General features: G+C 32.3%; 16 protein-coding genes. 11 read left to right on the top strand and 5 right to left on the bottom strand.

Annotation, left to right across the window (positions count from 1 at the left end):
• Nucleotides 1-48 precede the first annotated feature (48 nt).
• The 3 genes from ssp1_RS08895 (at nt 49) to ssp1_RS08885 (ending at nt 4,111) form a co-directional block, all read left to right on the top strand.
• A complete protein-coding gene (locus tag ssp1_RS08895) occupies nt 49-1,176 on the top strand; it encodes an NADH-dependent flavin oxidoreductase (RefSeq protein WP_118828198.1) in 1,128 nt (375 codons plus the stop codon).
• Between the two features lie 391 nt (nt 1,177-1,567).
• Nucleotides 1,568-2,758, top strand: coding sequence for an ornithine--oxo-acid transaminase (locus ssp1_RS08890; RefSeq protein WP_023374987.1), 1,191 nt, complete (start codon nt 1,568-1,570; stop codon nt 2,756-2,758).
• Between the two features lie 108 nt (nt 2,759-2,866).
• Nucleotides 2,867-4,111, top strand: a complete 1,245-nt coding sequence (locus ssp1_RS08885) for a Glu/Leu/Phe/Val family dehydrogenase (protein WP_002450804.1) — start codon at nt 2,867-2,869, stop codon at nt 4,109-4,111.
• 83 nt (nt 4,112-4,194) lie between these two features.
• Here the strand turns inward: ssp1_RS08885 and ssp1_RS08880 are convergent, their stop codons facing one another.
• The 5 genes from ssp1_RS08880 to ssp1_RS08860 form a co-directional block, all read right to left on the bottom strand.
• Nucleotides 4,195-4,488: a TfoX/Sxy family protein gene (locus tag ssp1_RS08880; RefSeq protein ID WP_075778076.1), complete on the bottom strand. Its 294-nt coding sequence runs from the start codon at nt 4,486-4,488 to the stop codon at nt 4,195-4,197.
• Between the two features lie 67 nt (nt 4,489-4,555).
• Nucleotides 4,556-5,479, bottom strand: a complete 924-nt coding sequence (locus ssp1_RS08875; RefSeq protein WP_182463871.1) for a glycerophosphodiester phosphodiesterase — start codon at nt 5,477-5,479, stop codon at nt 4,556-4,558.
• 250 nt (nt 5,480-5,729) lie between these two features.
• Nucleotides 5,730-6,668, bottom strand: a complete 939-nt coding sequence (locus ssp1_RS08870; RefSeq protein WP_075778077.1) for a glycerophosphodiester phosphodiesterase — start codon at nt 6,666-6,668, stop codon at nt 5,730-5,732.
• A 163-nt stretch (nt 6,669-6,831) separates the two neighbouring features.
• A complete protein-coding gene (gene argH / locus ssp1_RS08865; protein WP_002450800.1) occupies nt 6,832-8,211 on the bottom strand; it encodes an argininosuccinate lyase in 1,380 nt (459 codons plus the stop codon).
• Nucleotides 8,204-9,406 carry an argininosuccinate synthase gene (locus ssp1_RS08860; RefSeq protein ID WP_002450799.1) on the bottom strand — a complete coding sequence of 401 codons (1,203 nt, stop codon included), beginning with the start codon at nt 9,404-9,406 and terminating at the stop codon, nt 8,204-8,206. The genes argH and ssp1_RS08860 overlap by 8 nt, the downstream gene beginning before the upstream one ends.
• 320 nt (nt 9,407-9,726) lie before the next feature.
• Here ssp1_RS08860 and ssp1_RS08855 point away from each other — a divergent pair, with 320 nt between their 5' ends.
• From ssp1_RS08855 to ssp1_RS08820, 8 genes are all read left to right on the top strand, one after another.
• Nucleotides 9,727-11,058, top strand: a complete 1,332-nt coding sequence (locus tag ssp1_RS08855) for a glucose-6-phosphate isomerase (protein ID WP_002450798.1) — start codon at nt 9,727-9,729, stop codon at nt 11,056-11,058.
• Nucleotides 11,059-11,280: 222 nt separating this feature from the next.
• Entirely contained in the window at nt 11,281-11,856 is a 576-nt protein-coding gene (locus ssp1_RS08850; RefSeq protein WP_002450797.1) for a TVP38/TMEM64 family protein, read from the top strand.
• 4 nt (nt 11,857-11,860) lie between these two features.
• The gene (gene lepB / locus ssp1_RS08845) at nt 11,861-12,382 is read left to right on the top strand and encodes a signal peptidase I (protein ID WP_075778078.1); all 522 of its coding nucleotides are present in this window, start codon (nt 11,861-11,863) and stop codon (nt 12,380-12,382) included.
• 18 nt (nt 12,383-12,400) lie between these two features.
• Nucleotides 12,401-12,976, top strand: coding sequence for a signal peptidase I (lepB, locus tag ssp1_RS08840; RefSeq protein ID WP_002450795.1), 576 nt, complete (start codon nt 12,401-12,403; stop codon nt 12,974-12,976).
• Nucleotides 12,977-13,490: 514 nt separating this feature from the next.
• On the top strand, nt 13,491-16,961 hold the full coding sequence (gene addB, locus ssp1_RS08835; protein ID WP_118828197.1) for a helicase-exonuclease AddAB subunit AddB: 3,471 nt from the start codon (nt 13,491-13,493) through the stop codon (nt 16,959-16,961).
• Entirely contained in the window at nt 16,958-20,620 is a 3,663-nt protein-coding gene (addA, locus tag ssp1_RS08830) for a helicase-exonuclease AddAB subunit AddA (RefSeq protein ID WP_107535793.1), read from the top strand. Before addB ends, addA begins: the two co-directional genes overlap by 4 nt.
• Nucleotides 20,621-20,753: 133 nt before the next feature.
• Entirely contained in the window at nt 20,754-21,656 is a 903-nt protein-coding gene (locus tag ssp1_RS08825; RefSeq protein ID WP_002450792.1) for a fumarylacetoacetate hydrolase family protein, read from the top strand.
• 122 nt (nt 21,657-21,778) lie between these two features.
• The gene (locus ssp1_RS08820) at nt 21,779-22,180 is read left to right on the top strand and encodes a YisL family protein (RefSeq protein WP_002450791.1); all 402 of its coding nucleotides are present in this window, start codon (nt 21,779-21,781) and stop codon (nt 22,178-22,180) included.
• Nucleotides 22,181-22,195: the final 15 nt, after the last annotated feature.

Genomic DNA, 22,195 nt, shown 5'->3' with positions numbered 1-22,195 from the left:
ATCTTTTCATGTTATAGTCTCCATTATTATTAATCTGGAGGTAGAGTTATGAATAGTAAATATAATTCATTATTTGAAAGTGTGACATTGCCAAATGGCGTTGAATTAAAAAATAAGTTCGTTTTAGCGCCTTTAACACACATTTCATCTAATAACGATGGCACAATTTCAGATGTTGAATTAACATATATTGAAAAGCGTGCGAAAGATGTCGGATTAGCGATTAATGCAGCGAGTAATGTGAACGATCTTGGTAAGGCATTTCCTGGACAGCCTTCAGTAGCTCACGATGCAGACATAGAAGGTCTTAAAAAACTTGCACAAGCGATGAAGAAAAATGGTGCTAAAGCATTAGTTCAAATTCATCATGGTGGGGCTCAAGCATTACCTGAATTGACGCCCGATGGTGATGTAGCTGCTCCAAGCCCAATTTCATTAAAAAGTTTCGGCCAAAAACAAGAACACGATGCAAGAGAAATGACATCAGAAGAAATTGAACAAACGATTAAAGATTTCGGTGAAGCAACACGACGTGTTATACAGGCTGGATTTGATGGTGTTGAAATTCATGGAGCTAACCATTATTTAATCCACCAATTTGTTTCACCTTACTACAATAGAAGAAACGATATATGGGCTGAGAATTTGAAATTCCCAATGGCTGTCATTGATGAAGTGCTTAAAGCGAAAAAAGATTATGCATCTGATGATTTCATTGTCGGATATCGTTTGTCACCAGAAGAAGCGGAATCACCAGGTATTACAATGGATATTACTGAAGAATTAGTTAATGCAATTACTAAAAAAGACATAGATTATATTCATGTATCAATTATGGATATTTATTCTAAAACACGTGATGGACAGTATGAAGGACAAAATAGATTAGAACTTATTCATAAATGGATTAATGGACGTATGCCATTAATCGGTATTGGATCAGTATTTACTGCTGATGATGCTTTAAATGCAGTTGAAGATGTTGGCGTAGAATTAGTAGCTTTAGGACGTGAGATTCTACTTGATTATGATTTTGTAGGGAAAATTAAAGAAGGTAGAGAATCTGAAATTATAAGCTATTTTGATCCAGAACGTGAAGATAATCATGAATTACCACCTAAATTATGGCAACAATTTAATAATGGTTTTTATCCTTTACCTAGAAAAGATCAATAATATATTTAAAGCAATATATTTAAAGCTAGAAAAGATCATTTACCAATGATTATTTCTAGCTTTTTTTATACACTTTTATAGAATTTTTGGTATATTGTAAAATCAATAAAAGGTGTCACTATAAGGTTTTAGAAACAATAAAAGATATATTATGACGAATTTTTAAACTTTTACTTGTACAACATAGCGGGCATGTGTCATTATATTTGTAAGGGCTTTCAAAATATAAAAATTTAAGTAATACATGTTGTAATAAGAGATAGAAAAATTACAACTTTAATAAAATGAGACTATTTAGAAATATATTAATGTAATCTGTTTGAGAGCCACTGGAAATCAGTTATGATATTGGTAACTAGCTTTAGTATTTATTAAACAAAGGGGAGATATTATGACTAAGTCAGAACAAATTATTGAATTAACAAATCACTATGGAGCACATAACTATGTACCGCTTCCAATCGTCATTGCCGAAGCAGAAGGTGTATGGGTAACTGATCCGGAAGGTAATAAATATATGGATATGCTATCTGCATATTCAGCAGTAAACCAAGGGCATAGACATCCTAAAATTATTCAGGCACTTAAAGATCAAGCAGAGAAAGTAACATTAGTATCACGTGCTTTCCACAGTGATAATTTAGGTGAATGGTACAAGAAAATTTGTGAATTATCAGGTAAAGATAAAGCATTACCAATGAATACTGGTGCAGAAGCTGTTGAAACAGCATTAAAAGCAGCACGACGTTGGGCTTATGATGTGAAAGGTATTGAACCAAATAAAGCAGAAATCATTGCATTCAATGGTAACTTCCATGGTCGTACAATGGCACCCGTGTCATTATCGTCTGAAGCAGAATATCAAAGAGGATATGGTCCATTATTAGATGGTTTCCGTAAAATTGATTTTGGTGACGTAGAAAAATTAAAAGCAGCAATCACTGATAATACTGCAGCAATTTTAGTAGAGCCTATTCAAGGCGAAGCTGGTATCAATGTGCCACCAGAAGGTTATTTAAAAGCAATCAGAGAATTATGTGATGAGCATAATATCTTATTTATAGCAGACGAAATCCAAGCTGGGTTAGGCCGTTCAGGTAAGCTATTTGCCACAGACTGGGATAATGTTAAACCAGATGTATACATTTTAGGTAAAGCGCTTGGCGGTGGCGTACTGCCAATTTCCGTTGTCTTAGCTGATAAAGAAGTTTTAGATGTATTTACACCAGGTTCACATGGTTCTACATTTGGCGGTAATCCATTAGCTTGTGCCGTGTCACTAGCTGCTTTAGATGTCATTGTAGATGAAGACTTACCTGGCCGTTCATTAGAATTAGGTGAATACTTCAAATCTGAATTACAAAAAATCGAACATCCTTCAATTAAAGAAGTACGTGGCCGTGGCTTATTCATCGGAATTGAATTAACTGAGAATGCAAGACCATACTGTGAATCATTAAAAGAATTAGGTTTATTATGTAAAGAGACACATGATACAGTTATTCGATTTGCACCACCACTTGTTATTACTAAAGAAGAATTAGACCTTGCAATTGAAAAAATTAAACAAGTTTTTAAATAAGTTCAAAAAGTTGTAACAATCATTTTGCAACCCCTTTAAAAAGGATAAAGTTGTGTTACAATAATAAATGAAAGCGAAATCATTAGTTAAAAAGAGGCGAAAAGGATCATGACTGAGAATAATAATTTAGTGACTTCTACTCAAGGAATTATTAAAGAAGCTTTGCATAAATTGGGCTTTGATGATGGTATGTACGATCTAATCAAAGAACCACTAAGATTTTTACAAGTACGTATTCCAGTGCGTATGGATGATGGTACAGTTCAAACATTCACTGGTTATCGTGCACAGCATAATGATGCAGTAGGTCCAACTAAAGGGGGAGTGCGTTTCCACCCAGATGTTGACGAAGAAGAAGTTAAAGCATTATCAATGTGGATGACATTAAAATGCGGCATTGTTAATTTACCATACGGCGGTGGTAAAGGTGGTATCGTGTGTGACCCTCGTCAAATGAGTATTCATGAAGTTGAACGTTTATCTCGTGGGTATGTTAGAGCGATTTCACAATTCGTAGGACCAAACAAAGATATTCCAGCACCAGACGTATTCACTAACTCACAAATCATGGCTTGGATGATGGATGAATACAGTGCACTAGATAAATTCAATTCTCCAGGATTTATCACTGGTAAACCTATTGTACTTGGTGGATCACAAGGACGTGACCGTTCAACTGCACTAGGCGTTGTTATTGCAATTGAACAAGCAGCTAAACGTAAAGGCATGGATCTTAAAGATGCTAAAGTGGTTATCCAAGGTTTTGGTAACGCAGGTAGTTTCTTAGCTAAATTCTTATATGATTTAGGTGCGAAAGTAGTTGGTATTTCAGATGCTTACGGTGCTTTACATGACCCTAACGGTTTAGATATTGACTATTTATTAGACAGAAGAGATAGCTTCGGAACTGTAACAAACTTATTTGAAGAGACAATCTCAAATAAAGAATTATTCGAATTAGACTGTGATATCTTAGTTCCAGCAGCGATTTCAAACCAAATTACTGAAGAAAATGCTAATGATATTAAAGCAAGTATCGTGGTTGAAGCTGCAAACGGACCAACTACACCTGAAGCGACACGTATTTTAACTGAACGTGGCATCTTATTAGTACCAGATGTTTTAGCTAGTGCAGGTGGTGTAACAGTTTCATACTTCGAATGGGTTCAAAACAATCAAGGTTACTATTGGACTGAAGAAGAAGTTAATGAAAAATTACGCGAAAAATTAATTACTGCTTTCGATACAATTTATGAATTATCACAAAACAGAAAGATCGATATGCGTTTAGCAGCCTATATTGTTGGTATCAAACGTACAGCAGAAGCAGCTAGATATCGTGGATGGGCATAACAGCCTTTATTAATATCGGTTAAACCTACTTTCATATAAAATAAAAACATTCACTCAGAAATTGTTGAGTGAATGTTTTTTGTTTAATTTAAATCATTTTTAACTTGTTGCAAGACTTTTAAAATAGTTTCACTGTCTTCAATATTTAGATAATGAATCATTGGTTTGGCATTTGGATAGGGCACAACCAATTCACAATCATTCAATATTTCTGACGAAGAAGGTGTCGTTTTAATCAATAATCGGTTATCGTATAATCCACCAACTACACATTTATCATAGTATATGATATATTCTCCCATCATTTTACGAGTCGTAATATGATCTTCATTCATGTATTGCATAAATCGATTGAGTATATTTTCAGATGTTGCCATGTTTTCACAACCCTTAAGTTAAAAGTATGAATCTAACGTTAGTATACACAATGATTTATAAGTATTGCTATTTTTGGTTTAAATTTTTGTATTTATCTGCATAGTTGGTAAATACACCATCAATGCCATAGTCATTCAAACGTTGCATATCTGCTTCTTCATTAACAGTAAATGGATGTATTAGGAATCCTAAATCTTTTAAATGCTTAGTATTTTTTTCATTTAAATCTGTATATTCAGGCCCTACACCAACTGCATAAGACTTAATACGTTTTAAATCTGCTTCACTTTGGAAAGGTAACTCGCCTTTATCTAATAAACGAATTAAAGGAATATTAGGATTTAATTGTTTCATTTTTTGTAGACTAGGTTCAGAAAAAGATTGAACAATGACATGACCATTTTTAAGTGATTGATCAGTCAACATACCATGTTTGTTTAAACTTTGAATTAATTGATTTTCCATACCTGGATAAACATCAGGAGATTTTGTTTCGATATAATAATTAGCGTTTTTACCGTAACGACTTAAAATTTCATCCAAAGTAGGGACCTTTGCATTGTTATATTCTGATTTAGCAAGGTCAGGATGTTGTTTGTTAAACCAACTACCAGCATCGAGTTTCTTTAACTCTGCTAATGTATAATCTTCAACTCGTCCATGTCCATTAGTAGTACGATCAACGGTTTCATCATGCATGGCAACGAGATGACCATCTTTCGTTCTTTGTAAATCAATTTCTATGTATGACGCTCCTAATTCTTTATGACTTTTATCATAGGCATTAAATGTATGCTCAGGAGCATAACCACTTGCACCTCTATGAGCAATTGTCGTGTGAGCTTCACCAGTTAAATTTTTCTGCCATTGCGAATGACTTTGATTAGTATGATTAGATGTTTGAGTTTGTGTTTGATTTTCAGTTGAATCTGATGTTTGTGTTGATTGACCATCTCCGCTTGCAAGTGCTGGTGTACTGACACTTAGCATAGATAAAGTGATTGTTGCAACTCCAACAGATACCCATTTATTTAATTTCAAAGTAATAACATCCTTTCAATTTGAGTGTTACTACTATCATGGCAATATTTTTAAATATGAGAAATAGAATTTACTGAATAATTAAACAACTATAAAGAACTTAATATTCATTTCAAAATATATTAATAATTAACAAACCATTTACATTGTTGAAGTTTTAAAAATATTGAGTAGTTATGCTTTATGATATGCATTTATCTTAATGTGAAATACGTTTATATTTATCTGCATAGTTGGTGAAGACACCGTCGACACCATAACGATTTAATCGTTTCATATCAGCACTTTTATCTACAGTAAAAGGATGTACGATAAAACCTAAATCTTTTAAATGAACAGTGTTAGATTCATTTAAGTCAGTATATTCTGGACTAATGCCTGTTGCGTATTTGCGAATATATTTTAAGTCTTTATCTGTCATTTGTTGTAATTGGTGTTTTTTTAATAATCTAACTAACGGAATAGACTTATTTTGATGATGGATTTTTAACAGACTATCTTCAGAAAAGGATTGAATCATAACATGACCATTTTTTAAAGAGGTTTTATTTAATAAATCATGTTTTTGAAGTGTTTGTAAAAGTTGATCTTCCATACCTGGATAAACATTAGGTGATTTTGTTTCGATGTAATAATTTGCATGTTTACCATATCTTGACAGTATTTCATCTAAGGTTGGTACTTTGGCATTTTGATATTCTGGTTTAGCCTTTTCAGGATGTAATTGATTAAACCATTCACCAGCGTTTAGTTCTTTAATTTGTGCTAGCGTTAAATCTTTGATTTTGCCATGACCATTAGTAGTTCGATCAACTGAATCATCATGCATCGCTATGAGTTGGCCGTCTTTTGTTCTTTGTAAATCAATCTCTATGTATGAGGCGCCAATATCATGATGACTTTTATCATAGGCATTAAGTGTATGTTCAGGCGCATAACCACTCGCGCCTCTATGTGCAATTGTTACAAATGTTTCTTGTGTGGGATTGGTATGCCATTTTGAATGTTGACTGGCTTTGTTATTGAACTGTTCAGATTTAACACGAGTGTTTTGGAAGTAAGTATAAATAAACAGACCAATGAAAGACAAAAATATAAAAAATAATAAAAATAAAGTAGTTTTGGGATGTTTAAACATAGATTGCCCTTTCTAATAATTTTTGAATACTTGATTATTATACTATAAGTTGACAGGCAATATAATTATAATTTAAAACAGTTGTTTTAGGTTTTATGTTGGAAGAGGAGAGGATTGGAGAGAAAAACAAGGAGAGACAATTTGTCTCTCCTTGCTAAATATATTATGAATTTATTAATTGTTGTGCAACTGATAATTGGTGTTTAACAGCATCTTGACCTGTTGAACCATAACTTTTACGACGTTTTAAACAATTTTCAGGCTTTAAAAAGTCATAAATATCAGCTTCGATACTTTCATGATGTGATTGATAATCTTCTAAAGGTACATCAAGTAAATAAATACCTTTATTAATACAATCTAAGACGATTTTTCCAACAATTTCATGTGCTGTTCTAAATGGAACGTTCTTACTTACTAGATAATCTGCTAATTCAGTAGCATTTGAAAAATCTTTAGTAACTGTTTCATTTAAACGGTTGGTATTTACCGTCATAGTATCTAGCATACCTTCAAATATTTTTAATGAACCTTTAATGGTATGAATCGCATCAAATAAGCCTTCTTTATCTTCTTGCATATCCTTGTTATAAGCTAATGGTAATCCTTTGAGTGTTACTAACATACTCATTAAATGTCCTGTGGTACGTCCAACTTTACCTCTAATCAATTCAGCCATATCAGGATTTTTCTTTTGAGGCATGATGGATGACCCTGTAGAAAAGGCATCAGATAAAGTAATGAATTTAGCTTCATCTGTAGACCAAAAGATAATTTCTTCAGAAAATCTTGATAAATGAACCATAGTTAATGAGATATTATGCAAAGTTTCAACAATATAGTCACGGTCACTTACTGCGTCCAAACTATTTTCATAAACTGCACTAAAATTGAGTAATTCTTGTGTTTCATGACGATCAATAGGATGTGTTGTCCCACTTAATGCTGCTGCACCAAGAGGGGAGATATCGATTCTTTTCATACTATCTTGGAAACGTGATTTATCACGTTCTAACATCCAAAAGTAAGTCATAATGTGATGTGCAAATGAAATAGGCTGTGCACGTTGCAAGTGCGTATAACCTGGCATAATCGTATCGACATGTTGGTTAGCAATTGTCAGTATTGTTTGTTGTAATGATTTAATTAATTCAATAATGCCACTTACTTCTTCTTTAGTATATAAATGCATATCTGTAGCTACTTGGTCATTTCTACTTCTTCCTGTGTGAAGTTTACCCCCAGCTTCACCAACACGTTGAATCAGTTCATGTTCAATATTTAAATGAATATCTTCTAATGACGCTTTGAATTCGATTTTATTTTGATGTACGTCTTTTTGTATTGCTTTTAGCCCTTCGATAATTGTATGGGCTTCATCTTGACTAATAATATTTTGATTAGCGAGCATTGTAGCATGTGCAATACTGCCTTGTACATCTTGATCGATTAGATTTTGATCGAAATCAATTGAAGCATTAAATTCATCAACCCATTCTTCTGGTTGTGCTTCAAATCTGCCTCCCCAAGCTTTATTACTCATTACTATAGCCTCCATGTAACATAGCATTGACTTGTGTTGGTAAACCATAAATATCGATAAATCCTACTGCAGCTTCTTGATTAAAGGCATCTTCTTTAGTATAAGTCGCAAGTTTTTCATCATATAGTGTATATGGTGATTTTCTGCCGTTTACAATCGCATTGCCTTTGAATAATTTAACTCTTACGTCACCTTCAACATATTGTTGTGTACTGTCTATAAATTGTTTAAGGCTATCAGTCAATGGTGAGAACCATAAACCATTGTACACTTGTTCAGAAAATTGCTTTTCAATGACTGGTTTGAAGTGTGCCACGTCTTTAGTAAGCGTAATTGTTTCTAATGCTTTATGTGCTTTTAAGATGACTTCCGCACCTGGTGTTTCATAGATTTCTCTTGATTTAATACCTACTAATCTATTTTCAACATGGTCAATTCTACCAATACCATGTTTACCAGCTAATTCATTTAAATAAAGGATTAAGTCATCTAAATTGTAATCTTTACCATCAACTTGAACAGGTACACCATTTTTAAATGAAAGGATAATTTCATCAGCTTCATCAGGTGTATCTTCTAATGCATTCGTTAAATCGAAGGCATCTTCAGGGGGAGCAGCATATGGATCTTCTAAAATACCGCATTCGTTAGCTCTACCCCATAAATTTTGATCGATGGAATAAGGTGAATCATAGTTAATAGAAACTGGAATATTATGTTTGATAGCATAATCAATTTCTTCTTCACGACTCCATGCCCATTCTCTTACTGGTGCAAATGCTTTTAAGTTAGGATTAAGGGCTTTAATAGCAACTTCGAAACGTACTTGGTCATTACCTTTACCTGTACATCCGTGAGCAATACCTACTGAATTTGTTTTTTCAGCAATTTCAACTAACTTTTTAGAGATTAGGGGACGAGATAATGCTGATACTAATGGATATGCATTTTCATACATTAAATTCCCTTTAATAGCATAGCTAACATAATCATCACTAAATTCTTTTGTTGCATCAATGATGTGACATTCTACAGCACCCATTTTTAATGCTTTGTCATGAACAAGGTCTAAATCTTTACCTTCTCCTACATCTAAACAACAAGCGACTACATCGTATCCTTTGTCAATTAACCATTGTACTGCAACGCTTGTATCTAATCCTCCGGAATATGCTAAAACGATTTTCTCTTTCATATTTACACCTCAAATTATTTTCAGAATTTTAATATAAATTCATCATAGCAAATTCTTGATGAAAAATAAACCATAAAACTACATAAATATACATTTTAGGTATAACTTTTTAGAACCGAAATACATGTAATAATTGATTTGTAGGCATTTTAATTAATTAATAATTTTTAGAAAATTGTATAAAGAAAGGGAGGTATTTTGATGATTTAAGAAGATGACACTGAAAATTCACTTTTTGAATATAAAATAGAGACTTGTGAATTGAATAGCATATACAAACTTAGTAGAATTAAAGTAGTAAAACTTAGGAGGCTTTTTAGATGACTCATATTCAATTAGATTATGGTAAAACTTTAGAATTTTTTGGAGAACATGAATTAGAACAACAAAAAGATATCGTGAAGACATTACACAAAACGATACATGAAGGAACTGGTGCAGGAAATGATTTCTTGGGTTGGGTAGACCTTCCTGTTGATTATGATAAAGAAGAGTTTTCAAGAATTGTAGAAGCTTCTAAACGTATTAAAGCAAATTCTGACGTGTTAGTTGTTATTGGTATTGGTGGTTCATACCTTGGTGCACGTGCTGCTATTGAAATGCTAACATCTTCATTCAGAACAAATAATGACTATCCTGAAATTGTGTTTGTAGGTAATCATTTATCTTCAAGCTATACAAAAGAGTTAGTAGATTATTTAGCTGACAAAGATTTTTCTGTAAATGTTATTTCTAAATCTGGTACAACTACAGAACCAGCAGTTGCATTCCGTTTATTCAAACAATTAGTTGAGAATAAATATGGTAAAGAAGAAGCTAAAAAACGTATCTTTGCTACAACTGATAAGCAAAAGGGTGCATTGAAACAATTAGCTACGAATGAAGGCTATGAAACATTTGTAGTACCTGATGATGTAGGTGGTCGCTATTCAGTTTTAACTGCTGTAGGTTTATTACCAATCGCAGCTGCAGGTATTAATATTGAAGCAATGATGATTGGTGCAGCAAAAGCACGTAAAGAATTATCTTCTGACAAATTAGAAGAAAATATTGCTTATCAATATGCAACAATCCGTAACCTTCTGTATAGCAAAGGTTATACAACTGAAATGCTTATTAACTATGAACCTTCAATGCAATATTTCAATGAATGGTGGAAACAATTATTCGGTGAATCAGAAGGTAAAGACTTTAAAGGTATTTATCCTTCAAGTGCTAACTACACAACTGATTTACATTCATTAGGACAATACGTACAAGAAGGTCGTCGTTTCTTATTTGAAACAGTTGTAAAAGTGAATCATCCAAAACATGATCTTACTATTGAAGAAGATAGTGACGATTTAGATGGATTAAATTATCTTGCTGGTAAAACAATTGATGAAGTTAATACAAAAGCGTTTGAAGGTACATTATTAGCACATACTGATGGTGGCGTTCCAAATATCGTTGTTAACATTCCACAATTAGATGAAGAAACATTTGGTTATGTCGTTTACTTCTTCGAACTTGCTTGTGCTATGAGCGGCTATCAATTAGGTGTCAATCCATTCAATCAACCTGGTGTAGAAGCATATAAACAAAATATGTTTGCTTTACTTGGTAAACCAGGATTTGAAGATATGAAGAAAGACCTTGAAGCAAGATTATAAGTTATCAATTGCATAGCAAAGATGATTAATTTTAAATATTAAAATATAATTGAAATCATACCGATGGAACATATTAAGTTTCATCGGTATTTATATTTATATTGAGAATAATCTAGGTCTTAAGATGTATTTATTAAATTCAAAAAAGATAGTTGTTTCAAAAAGCTATAATTACAACTATAATAAATATAGTAATGTTTACCGAAGAAAGGATTTGGGATTTTGTCGTTTGAACAGTTAGAAGAGTGGTTTGATTTATTTCGGCAATTTGGATATATTCCAGGTTTTGTGCTCATTTATTTTCGTGCGATTATTCCAATATTACCACTAACGTTATATGTCATATTAATAATGCATACATATGGTGCAATCGTAGGTATTATCATTTGTTGGCTAGGTATTGTTTCCGGTACTTTTACTATGTTTTTAATATTCAAGCGATTAGTCAACACAAATAAGATGAAGCAATTTAAAACTAAGCGATCTGTACAACGATTAATTAGTTTTATTGATAGACAAGGTTTAATACCATTATTTATATTATTATGCTTTCCATTTACACCAAATACCTTGATTAATGTCGTAGCAAGCCTTTCACATATTAAGACAAAGTATTATTTTATTGTACTAACTTTATCTAAATTGATTTCTATCACTGTATTAGGGATAATGGGACGAGAAGTAACGACTATTTTCACTAATCCGATAAGAGCAATTGTGACTATACTTTTTTTCATCATACTTTGGTTTATCAGTAAAAGAGTAGAAAAGCATTTTATGGGCTCTACTAAGGAGTGAAAAAGTGAAAACTGTTATTAAATATTTGATTTCCTTAATATTTGCGATTATTATTGTACTGTTCATCCAAACATTCCTAATTAGAGGAGATATTGTCACAGATGACAATATGTCACCTACTTTAGTTAAAGGTGATAGATTAATTGTTAATAAAATAAAAGTGACATTCAATTTATTGGATACTGGTGATATTATTATGTACAACATTGACGGACATACGCATTTTGGTAGGATTATAGGCGAACCAGGTCAATCTATTGAAATAAGAAATAATAAAATTTATCGTGATGATAGAGAAGTTAAAGATAAATTTGCGAAAAATAGACAATTAAAAAACTTTTCATTAAGAGATATGAAATATTCTGATGGCGATATCATTTCCCCTAAACATTATTTTGTGTTAAATGATAATGATCATAATCAATCAGACTCTAGACGCTATGGTTTAATTGATAAAAAGAATATTATTGGAGATATAAGTATTAAATATTATCCGTTTGAAGCATTTACGACAGATTTTAAATGAATATAAGAGGTGTCTAATTTGAAAAAAGAAATTATGGAGTGGGTTATTGCCATAGTAGTGGCTTTAGCATTAGTGTTTTTAATAGGAAAATTTGTTGGTCAACCGTATACAATTAAAGGTGATTCAATGGACCCAACATTAAAAGACGGTGAACGTGTAGTTGTAAATATTATGGGATATAAAATAGGTGATGTGAAAAAAGGGAATGTCATCGTTTTTCATGCTAACAAGAAAGATGACTACGTAAAACGTGTGATTGGGGTACCTGGTGATAAAGTACAATATAAAAAAGACCAATTATACATTAATGGTAAGAAACAAGACGAACCATATTTAAATTATAATGAGAAGCGTAAGCAAGTTGAATATATTACAGGTACTTTCCAAGTGAAAGATTTAGCTAATGCAAATTCTAAATCTAATGTTATACCTAAAGATAAATACTTAGTTCTAGGTGATAATCGTGAAGTAAGTAAAGATAGTCGTTCTTTCGGCTTAATCGATAAAGATCAAATTGTTGGTAAAGTATCATTCAGATTCTGGCCATTAAATGAATTTAAATTTAACTTTAATCCAGATAATACTAAAAATTAATATGATTTGAAGCGGTAGATGTTGTGATGACGTCTACCGCTTTTTTGTTATACATACCTTGCCGGGGAGCGGGGACCCAAACATAGAGAATTTCAAAAAGAAATTCTACAAACAATGAAAGCTATGGTTACGACGAAATCTCAATATTAATTTAAATTAAAGGATCACCCTAGCTAAAGCTAGTGCGCATAAAGTCATACTTTTGCAAAGCAAATTAGTATGACTTACCTAATAGTGAAAGCTATTAGGAACAATAATTTATAAAAATGTAGTGTTAAGAAATATACATATAATATTGAGTGACTTGGCAGTAGTTGACTGAACTAAAATCAATATTCTATTAATCTTAGTTCTAGTCAACCTTGTAGGGGAGCAGGGACCCAAAACATAGAGAATTTCAAAAAGAAATTCTACAAGCATAGCAAGTTGGGGTTACGACGAAATCTCAATATTAATTTTAGAGATTTCTGTACCACTCCCGTGTTAAAATGTTGTCAAAGGAGTGAAGGCTGTAATGGAATTAAATGCATATATAGGTAGAGCTGGGACTGGTAAATCCACAGCAATGGTTAACGAAATTAAAGATAAAATGAAACGTGACCCACTTGGAGATCCAATTATTTTAATCGCTCCAACACAAAGTACATTTCAATTTGAACAAGCATTTGTCAATGACGAAGCATTGAATGGTAGCTTAAGAACCGAAGTACTTCACTTTGAAAGATTAAGTCATAGAGTATTCCAAGAAGTTGGAGGCTTTACGGAACAGCGACTTTCTAAGGCTGCGACAGAAATGATGATTTATCATCTAGTACAACAATATCAAGATGATATGAAATTATATCGTTCGCAAGCTAAATATTTTGGATTTAGTGAAAAGTTAGCAGAGCAGATTCAAGATTTTAAAAAGTACTCTGTTGTACCAGAACATATAGATGAATTTTTAAATACACATCATGTTCAAACAAGAACAAAACATAAATTAGAAGATATTTCTTTAATATATAAGCAATTTGAATCGAGAATGCACGGACAATTTATTACAGTAGAGGACTCATTACGTCAATTTATCAAACAAATGGATCAATCTGAGTGGTTGAAACGGTCAGAAATATACATAGATGGCTTCCACAACTTTTCAACATTAGAATATGAAATGATACAAGCATTGGTAAAGCATGCTAAGAAAGTAACAGTATTACTCACTACTGATGGCAATCAAGATGCTTTCAGTTTATTTAGAAAACCCTCAGAAGTACTTACTCATCTCGAAGATATAGCACAAGATTTGCATATTCAATTAAATAAAAATATCTTTACAGATATTTATCGCTTTGAAAATAATGACTTAAAATCATTGGAGTCACAATTTGATGCATTACAAATCACGCCACAGAAATCAGAGGGATTTATCGATATCTTCGAATCATCAAGTATGAGAGAAGAAATAAATGAAATCGCACGTCAAATACATAAAGACACACGAGATAATCAATTACGTTTTCAAGACATTGCGATCCTCTATAGAGATGCGTCTTATGCGGATTTATTTGAATCTATATTACCTTTATATCAAATTCCATTTAATATCGATACAAAGCGTTCAATGACACATCATCCTATTATGGAAATGATTCGTTCATTAATCGAAGTCATACAATCTAATTGGCATATCAATGCAATGATGCGTTTGTTAAAAACAAATGTACTCACAGACCAATTTAAAAATAGCACCCATCTTATAGATTTATTGGAAAACTTTGCGATAGAACGAGGAATATATGGCAAAAAATGGTTAGATGATGAGATATTTAATATTGAAAACTTTAGAAAAATGGGACGTAAAGAACATCAACTGACTCAAGAAGAAAGAGACACATTCGAACAGGTAGTTAAATTAAAAACAGATGTCATCGATAAAATTTTACACTTTGAACAAGCCATGAATGAAGGCGAAACAGTACGTGATTTTGCGACGGCATTTTATGAGAGTATGGAGTATTTTGAATTGCCGAATCATTTGATGACTGAGAGAGATATGCTAGATAATGATGGCTATCATGAACAAGCTGAAGAAATTGATCAAATTTGGAACGGATTAATACAAATTTTAGATGACCTAGTGACCGTCTTTGAGAACGAAAATATGTCATTATCCCGTTTCTTGGAAGTGTTTGATATAGGATTAGAACAATTAGAATTTGTTATGATTCCACAAACACTAGATCAAGTAAGTATTGGTACCATGGATTTAGCAAAAGTAGATAATAAAAAGCATATCTTCCTAGTAGGTATGAATGATGGTTCAATGCCACAACCCATTTCTTCCTCTAGTTTAATTAGTGACGATGAAAAGAAATTATTTGAAGAAAATGCCCAAATTGAATTAAGCCCTACGTCAGATATTCTACAAATGGATGAAGCATTTGTGTGTTATATCGCGATGAGCCGTGCAACATCTAAAGTGACATTTTCATATAGTTTAATGGGGGCATCTGGTGATGAAAAAGAAATGAGTCCATTTTTAGCTCAAATTAAAGATATTTATCAAGACTTGAATGCGATAAATATCCATCAGATGCATCAAGCGCAACCTATGTCGTTAATTGAACATGTACATCAGACTAAAATTAATTTGTTTGAATCACTTAGAGCGTGGTTAGACGAAGAAATTGTAGCAGATACATGGATAGATGCATACCAAGTTATGAGAGATGACGAGCATTTAAATAAGGACCTAGATTACTTAATTACGTCTTTAACTTATGATAATGAGACAACACAACTTAGTGAAACACTGGCGCAAGACTTATATGGTAAAACAATCAATGCAAGTGTATCGAGATTCGAAGGATATCAACAATGTCCATTTAAACACTACGCTTCACATGGCTTACGACTCAATGAACGTACAAAATATGAATTACAGAACTTTGATTTAGGTGATATCTTCCATTCTGTATTGAAATACATTTCAGATCGTATCAATGGCGATTTTAAACATTTAGATCAAAAGAAAATCAAGTCATTAACTACTGAAGCATTAGAAACTATTCTACCTAAAGTGCAATTTAATTTACTGAATTCATCTGCATATTACCGCTACTTATCACGAAGAATAGGTGCCATTGTTGAGACGACACTCAATGCATTAAAATATCAAGGCGATTATACAAAATTCAAACCACAACAATTTGAAACAGGTTTCCGTAAAAAGCCTAAATCTGATGATGAGTTAATTGCACAATCATTAACAACTAAACAAGGTGTACCCATTAATATCAGAGGTCAAATTGACCGTATTGATACGTATACTAAAGACAATCAAAGCTATGTTAATATTATCGATTATAAATCGTCAGAAAGTAGTGCTACGCTTGATTTAACGAAAGTGTATTATGGCTTACAAATGCAAATGATGACATATATGGATATTGTGCTTCAAAATCAAGATAGATTAGGATTAACAGATATAGTTAAGCCAGGCGGATTACTATATTTCCATGTTCATGAGCCAAGATTAAAATTGAAAAACTGGTCGGAAATTGATCAAGAGAAAATAGAAAAAGATTATATTAAATCATTTAAAATGAGTGGATTAGTTAATAGTGATGAAGATGTTTTAGATGCATTAGATATTCGATTAGAACCTAAGTTTAAATCCGATATAGTACCAGTTGGTTTAACGGCTAAAGGTGCTATTAGTAAAGCTGGTAGTCAAGTTGCGGATGAAAAAACCATTTATAAATTTATAGAACATAATAAAAATAACTTTATTGATACAGCAACACATATTATGGATGGTCACACAGAAGTATCACCACTTAAATATAAACAAACATTGCCATGTCAATTTTGTAGTTATCAATCAGTATGTCATGTGGATGGTATGATTGATAGTAAACGATATCGCACAGTTGATGAATCGATTAATCCAATAGAAGTAATACAACAAATGGAAGAAAATGGAGGTGAAGATGAATGATACCTACAAAACCTAAAGATGTTATTTGGACAGATGCACAATGGCGTAGTATTTATGCAAAAGGTCAAGATACGTTAGTAGCGGCTGCTGCAGGATCAGGAAAGACAGCTGTTCTTGTAGAGAGAATTATTCAACGAATTTTAAGAGATGAAATTGATGTTGACCGTTTATTAGTTGTAACATTTACGAATTTAAGTGCTAGAGAGATGAAGCATCGTGTGGATCAACGTATTCAACAGGCATCCATAGAAGATCCCAATAACGAACATTTAAAAAATCAACGTATCAAAATACATCAAGCACAAATATCCACATTGCATAGCTTTTGTTTAAAACTAATTCAACAACATTATGATGTATTAGATATCGATCCGAATTTTAGAACGAGTAGTGAAGCGGAAAATATTTTACTTTTAGAACAAACGATCGATGAGGTTTTAGAACAACACTATGATAAGTTAAATCCTGATTTCATTGATTTAACAGAGCAATTATCCAATGATCGTAGCGATACACAATTTAGAAACATAATTAAACAGTTATATTTCTTTAGTATTGCTAATCCTGATCCATTCCAATGGTTAAATCAACTCTCTGCACCATACGATGATGAAAGACAGCAAGATGATTTATTAAAATTATTAAACGATTTAGCAATGATTTTTATTAATGCTGGTCATGAGTCACTTGAAAAAAGTTATGAATTATTTTCAATGATGGAAGGTGTTGAGAAACAATTAGAAGTTATTGAACAAGAACGTCGATTTATGCGTGATTTATATCATAACGATCAATTACAGGTTGATGTACTTGTTCATCATCAATTTGTAAGTCGATTCCCAAGTATTAGCGCCAAAATAAAAGAAGAAAATGCGATGATGCTCGACGCTCTAGAAGATGCAAAAGCCTCATATGATAAATATAAAGACCTGATTAATAAAGTAAAAAACGATTATTTTTCAAGAACTCCAGAAGATTTAAAACGCGATATGCAATTACTTGCACCGCGTGTGCGCTATCTTTCAGAAATTGTGAAAGATGTCATCCATGATTTTAGTAAACATAAGCGAAGTCGAAATGTATTAGATTTTGCAGATTACGAACATTTTGCACTTCAAATTTTAACCAATGAAGATGGTACACCTTCAGCCATCGCTGACATGTATCGTCAACATTTTTCTGAAATTTTAGTGGATGAGTATCAAGACACGAACCGTGTACAAGAGAAAATCATATCTTGTATTAAAACGGGAGGTGAGTCGAATGGTAATTTATTTATGGTTGGTGACGTAAAGCAATCCATTTATAAATTTAGACAAGCAGATCCTAGCTTATTTATTGAAAAATATAATCGATTTAATGTGGATGGACAGAATGCAGGAATGCGTATTGATTTATCGCAAAATTTCCGTTCACGTAAAGAAGTATTATCTACTACTAATTATTTATTTAGGCATATGATGGATGAAGCAGTAGGTGAAATCACTTACGATGACGCTGCACAATTGTATTATGGCGCACCATTTGATGAAGTGGATCATAATGTAGAATTACGTACATTAGTAGAAGCTAGCTCCGAAAATAGTGAATTAACTGGTACTGAGCAAGAGGCCAATTATATCGTTGAACAAGTAAAAGATATCTTAGAGCATCGAAAAGTTTATGATATGAAAACTCATACGTATCGCCCAGCGACATATAAAGATATCGTTATTCTAGAACGAAGTTATGGCCAAGCACGTAATTTACAACAAGCATTTAAAGATAATGATATCCCTTTCCATGTCAATAGTAGGGAAGGATATTTTGATCAAACAGAGGTACGTTTAATTTTATCGTTTTTACGTACAGTGGATAATCCTTTACAAGACATTTATTTAGTTGGATTAATGCGTTCAGTGATTTATCAGTTTACAGAAGATGAATTAGCTACTATTCGTGTGTTTAGTCCGAATGATGATTATTTTTATCAATCTATTCAACAATATATCAACAATGATAAGGCTAATAAAAAATTAGTAACTAAGTTAAAACGATTTTTAGCTGATATTCAACATTATCAAGATTATAGTCAACGTTACCCTGTCTATCAATTAATTGATAAATTCTATAACGACCATTATGTGATTCAATATTTTAGTGGACTCATAGGTGGCAGAGGACGTCGTGCAAATCTTTATGGCTTGTTTAATAAAGCAATTGAATTTGAGAATTCAAGTTTCCGAGGATTATACCAATTCATTAGATTTATCGATGAGTTGATTGATAGAGGTAAGGATTTCGGTGAAGAAAATATCGTAGGTCCGAATGATAATGTGGTTAGAATGATGACCATTCATAGTAGTAAAGGATTGGAATTCCCATTTGTCATTTATTCAGGACTATCTAAACGATTTAATAAAAATGATCTGAGTAGACAAGTTGTATTGAATCAGAAATATGGTTTGGGTATGGATTATTTCGATGTTAATGAAGATATTGCGTATCCTTCATTATCTTCAGTTGCTTACAAGGCAATTAACGAGAAGGAAATGATTTCTGAGGAAATGCGTTTAATTTACGTTGCATTAACACGTGCCAAAGAGCAGTTAATTCTAATAGGAAGAGTAAAAGATGAAAAAGAGTTGGGCAAATTAGAAAGGTTACCAATTTCAGGAAATCATCTTGCTGTTAATGAACGTTTAACTGCATCAACACCATTTACTATGATTTATAGTATTTTAGCTAAATATCAATCTTCAAGTATTACGAATGATCAAAAGTTTGAATCAGACATTGAACAATTAGATAGCAATGTTAAACCGAGAGTGAATTTATATGTAGATAACTTCGAAGATATTTCTACAGAGACCGTAGTTTCAGAAAGTGAAATAAGAACTGTGGAAGATATTGAACGTTATCAAAGCGGTAATGATGACATCAAAGCTAAAATTAAAGAAAAACTTACATTTGAATATCCATATCAAAAGGATATTGAAAAACCATCAAAGCAGTCTGTATCTGAATTGAAGCGTCAATTAGAAACAGAGGAAAGTGGTACAAATTATGATCGAGTGCGTCAATACCGTATTGGTGTATCAACATACGAAAGACCTAAGTTTTTAAGTCAACAAGGTAAACGTAAGGCGAATGAAGTAGGAACATTGATGCACACAGTCATGCAGCACTTGCCATTTAAAAAAGATAGATTAACTGAAACCGAGTTAGACGAATATATAGATCTTTTAGTTGAAAGAAATATTATCGAATCAGACGCTAAAGAGGATATAAGATTTAATGAGATTATGACATTTATACAAAGTGATTTATACATGAATATTGCATGTGCTGATCGCGTTTTCCGAGAACTGCCATTTGTAGTCAATCAAGCTAGAGTGGATCAGTTAGAGTTAGTTGATGAAGGTGTATCGATTATTCAAGGTATGATTGACTTGATTTATGTGAGTGAAGGTCAATATTACTTTGTAGATTATAAGACAGATGCCTTTAATCGTCGAAGAGGATTAACAGATGAAGAAATTGGACAACAATTGAAAGATAAATATCAAATTCAGATGAAATATTATCGCAACACATTAGAAACGATTCTTCAAACCAAAGTTAAAGGTTATCTATATTTCTTTAAATTTGGCATGTTAGAAATTGATAACCATGAATGATTTAAGACTATCCAAATGCAATATCATCATTAATCTGTAGAAACTTTCTTAATTTTCTTACTTATATATTTGTTATTTCGTGGTCATTATAGTTATAATATGTATTAAGATATAGATGAGGAGTTGATTATGAATGAAATTTTTATCATTCAAGCATAATGACAGAACTTCATACGGTGTTAAAGTTAAACGTGAAGATGCTGTTTGGGATTTAACATTAGTATTTGCTGATTTTGCGGAAAGTGATTTTCATCCAAAAACATTATTAGCAGGGTTACAACAAAACCAAACGTTAGATTTCCAAGAACAAGTACGTAAAGCAGTTGTTGCTGCAGAAGATAGCGGTAAAGCTGAAGATTATAAAATTTCATTTAATGATATTGAGTTTTTACCTCCAGTTACACCACCGAATAACGTTATTGCTTTCGGTCGTAACTATGAAGACCATGCGAGTGAATTGAACCATGAAGTACAACGTTTATACGTATTTACTAAAGCTGCGTCATCATTAACAGGTGATAGTGCCACAATTCCTAATCATAAAGATATTACAGATCAATTAGACTATGAAGGTGAATTAGGTATTGTCATTGGTAAGTCTGGAGAAAAAATCCCTAAAGCGCTAGCATTAGACTATGTTTATGGTTATACAATTATTAATGATATTACAGACCGTAATGCACAAAATAATCATGACCAAGCATTTTTATCTAAAAGTTTAACTGGCGGTTGCCCAATGGGACCATATATCGTTACGAAGGATGAACTTCCTACTCCTGAAAATGTTAACATTGTAACTAAAGTTAATAATGAAATCCGTCAAGATGGTAATTCTGGTGAAATGATTTTAAAAATTGACGAGTTAATTGAAGAAATTTCTAAATACGTTGCTTTACATCCAGGAGACATTATTGCTACTGGTACACCAGCTGGAGTGGGGGCAGGTATGCAACCACCTCAATTTTTACAACCAGGCGACGAAGTAAAAGTAACAATTGATAATATCGGTACTTTAACAACATATATTTCAAAATAATTGATGGAATTGTATAATGTTAAATAACAAAGTAGATATCTTGAAGGTATTAAACTTCAATGATAGCTACTACTTTTATGTTATGATAATTAAAGTAAATAAATTAGTGGGGGGACATTGTCTTGTTACATGTTCATATTTTAAGTTGGGTATTAGCAATCATTTTATTTTTTGCAACATACTTAAATATTTCAAAAGTACAAGGAGCATCACCATATTTTAAACCTTTACAAATGTTGCTAAGATTATTTATGGTATTGGCGCTTATTTCTGGATTCTGGGAATTAATTAAAGAATTCGCAGCAGCAAGCCAAGGTGAAGGTGGCAATCATATGTTACTTACATTGAAAATGCTTTGTGGCTTAGGCGTATTAGCATTGATGGAAGTTTCAATTGCTAAGAGAAAGAAACATGAAAATAGTGATAAATTATTCTGGATGACGATTGCATTAATTATCGTAACTATCGCAATCGGTATTATTCTTCCATGGGGACCAATCAGTAAGATGTTCGGTTTAGGATAATAAGTCATAAACCAT

Source organism: Staphylococcus sp. M0911, assembly GCF_003491325.1.
Taxonomy (GTDB): domain Bacteria; phylum Bacillota; class Bacilli; order Staphylococcales; family Staphylococcaceae; genus Staphylococcus; species Staphylococcus warneri_A.
This window is presented reverse-complemented; position numbering and strand designations above follow the sequence as displayed.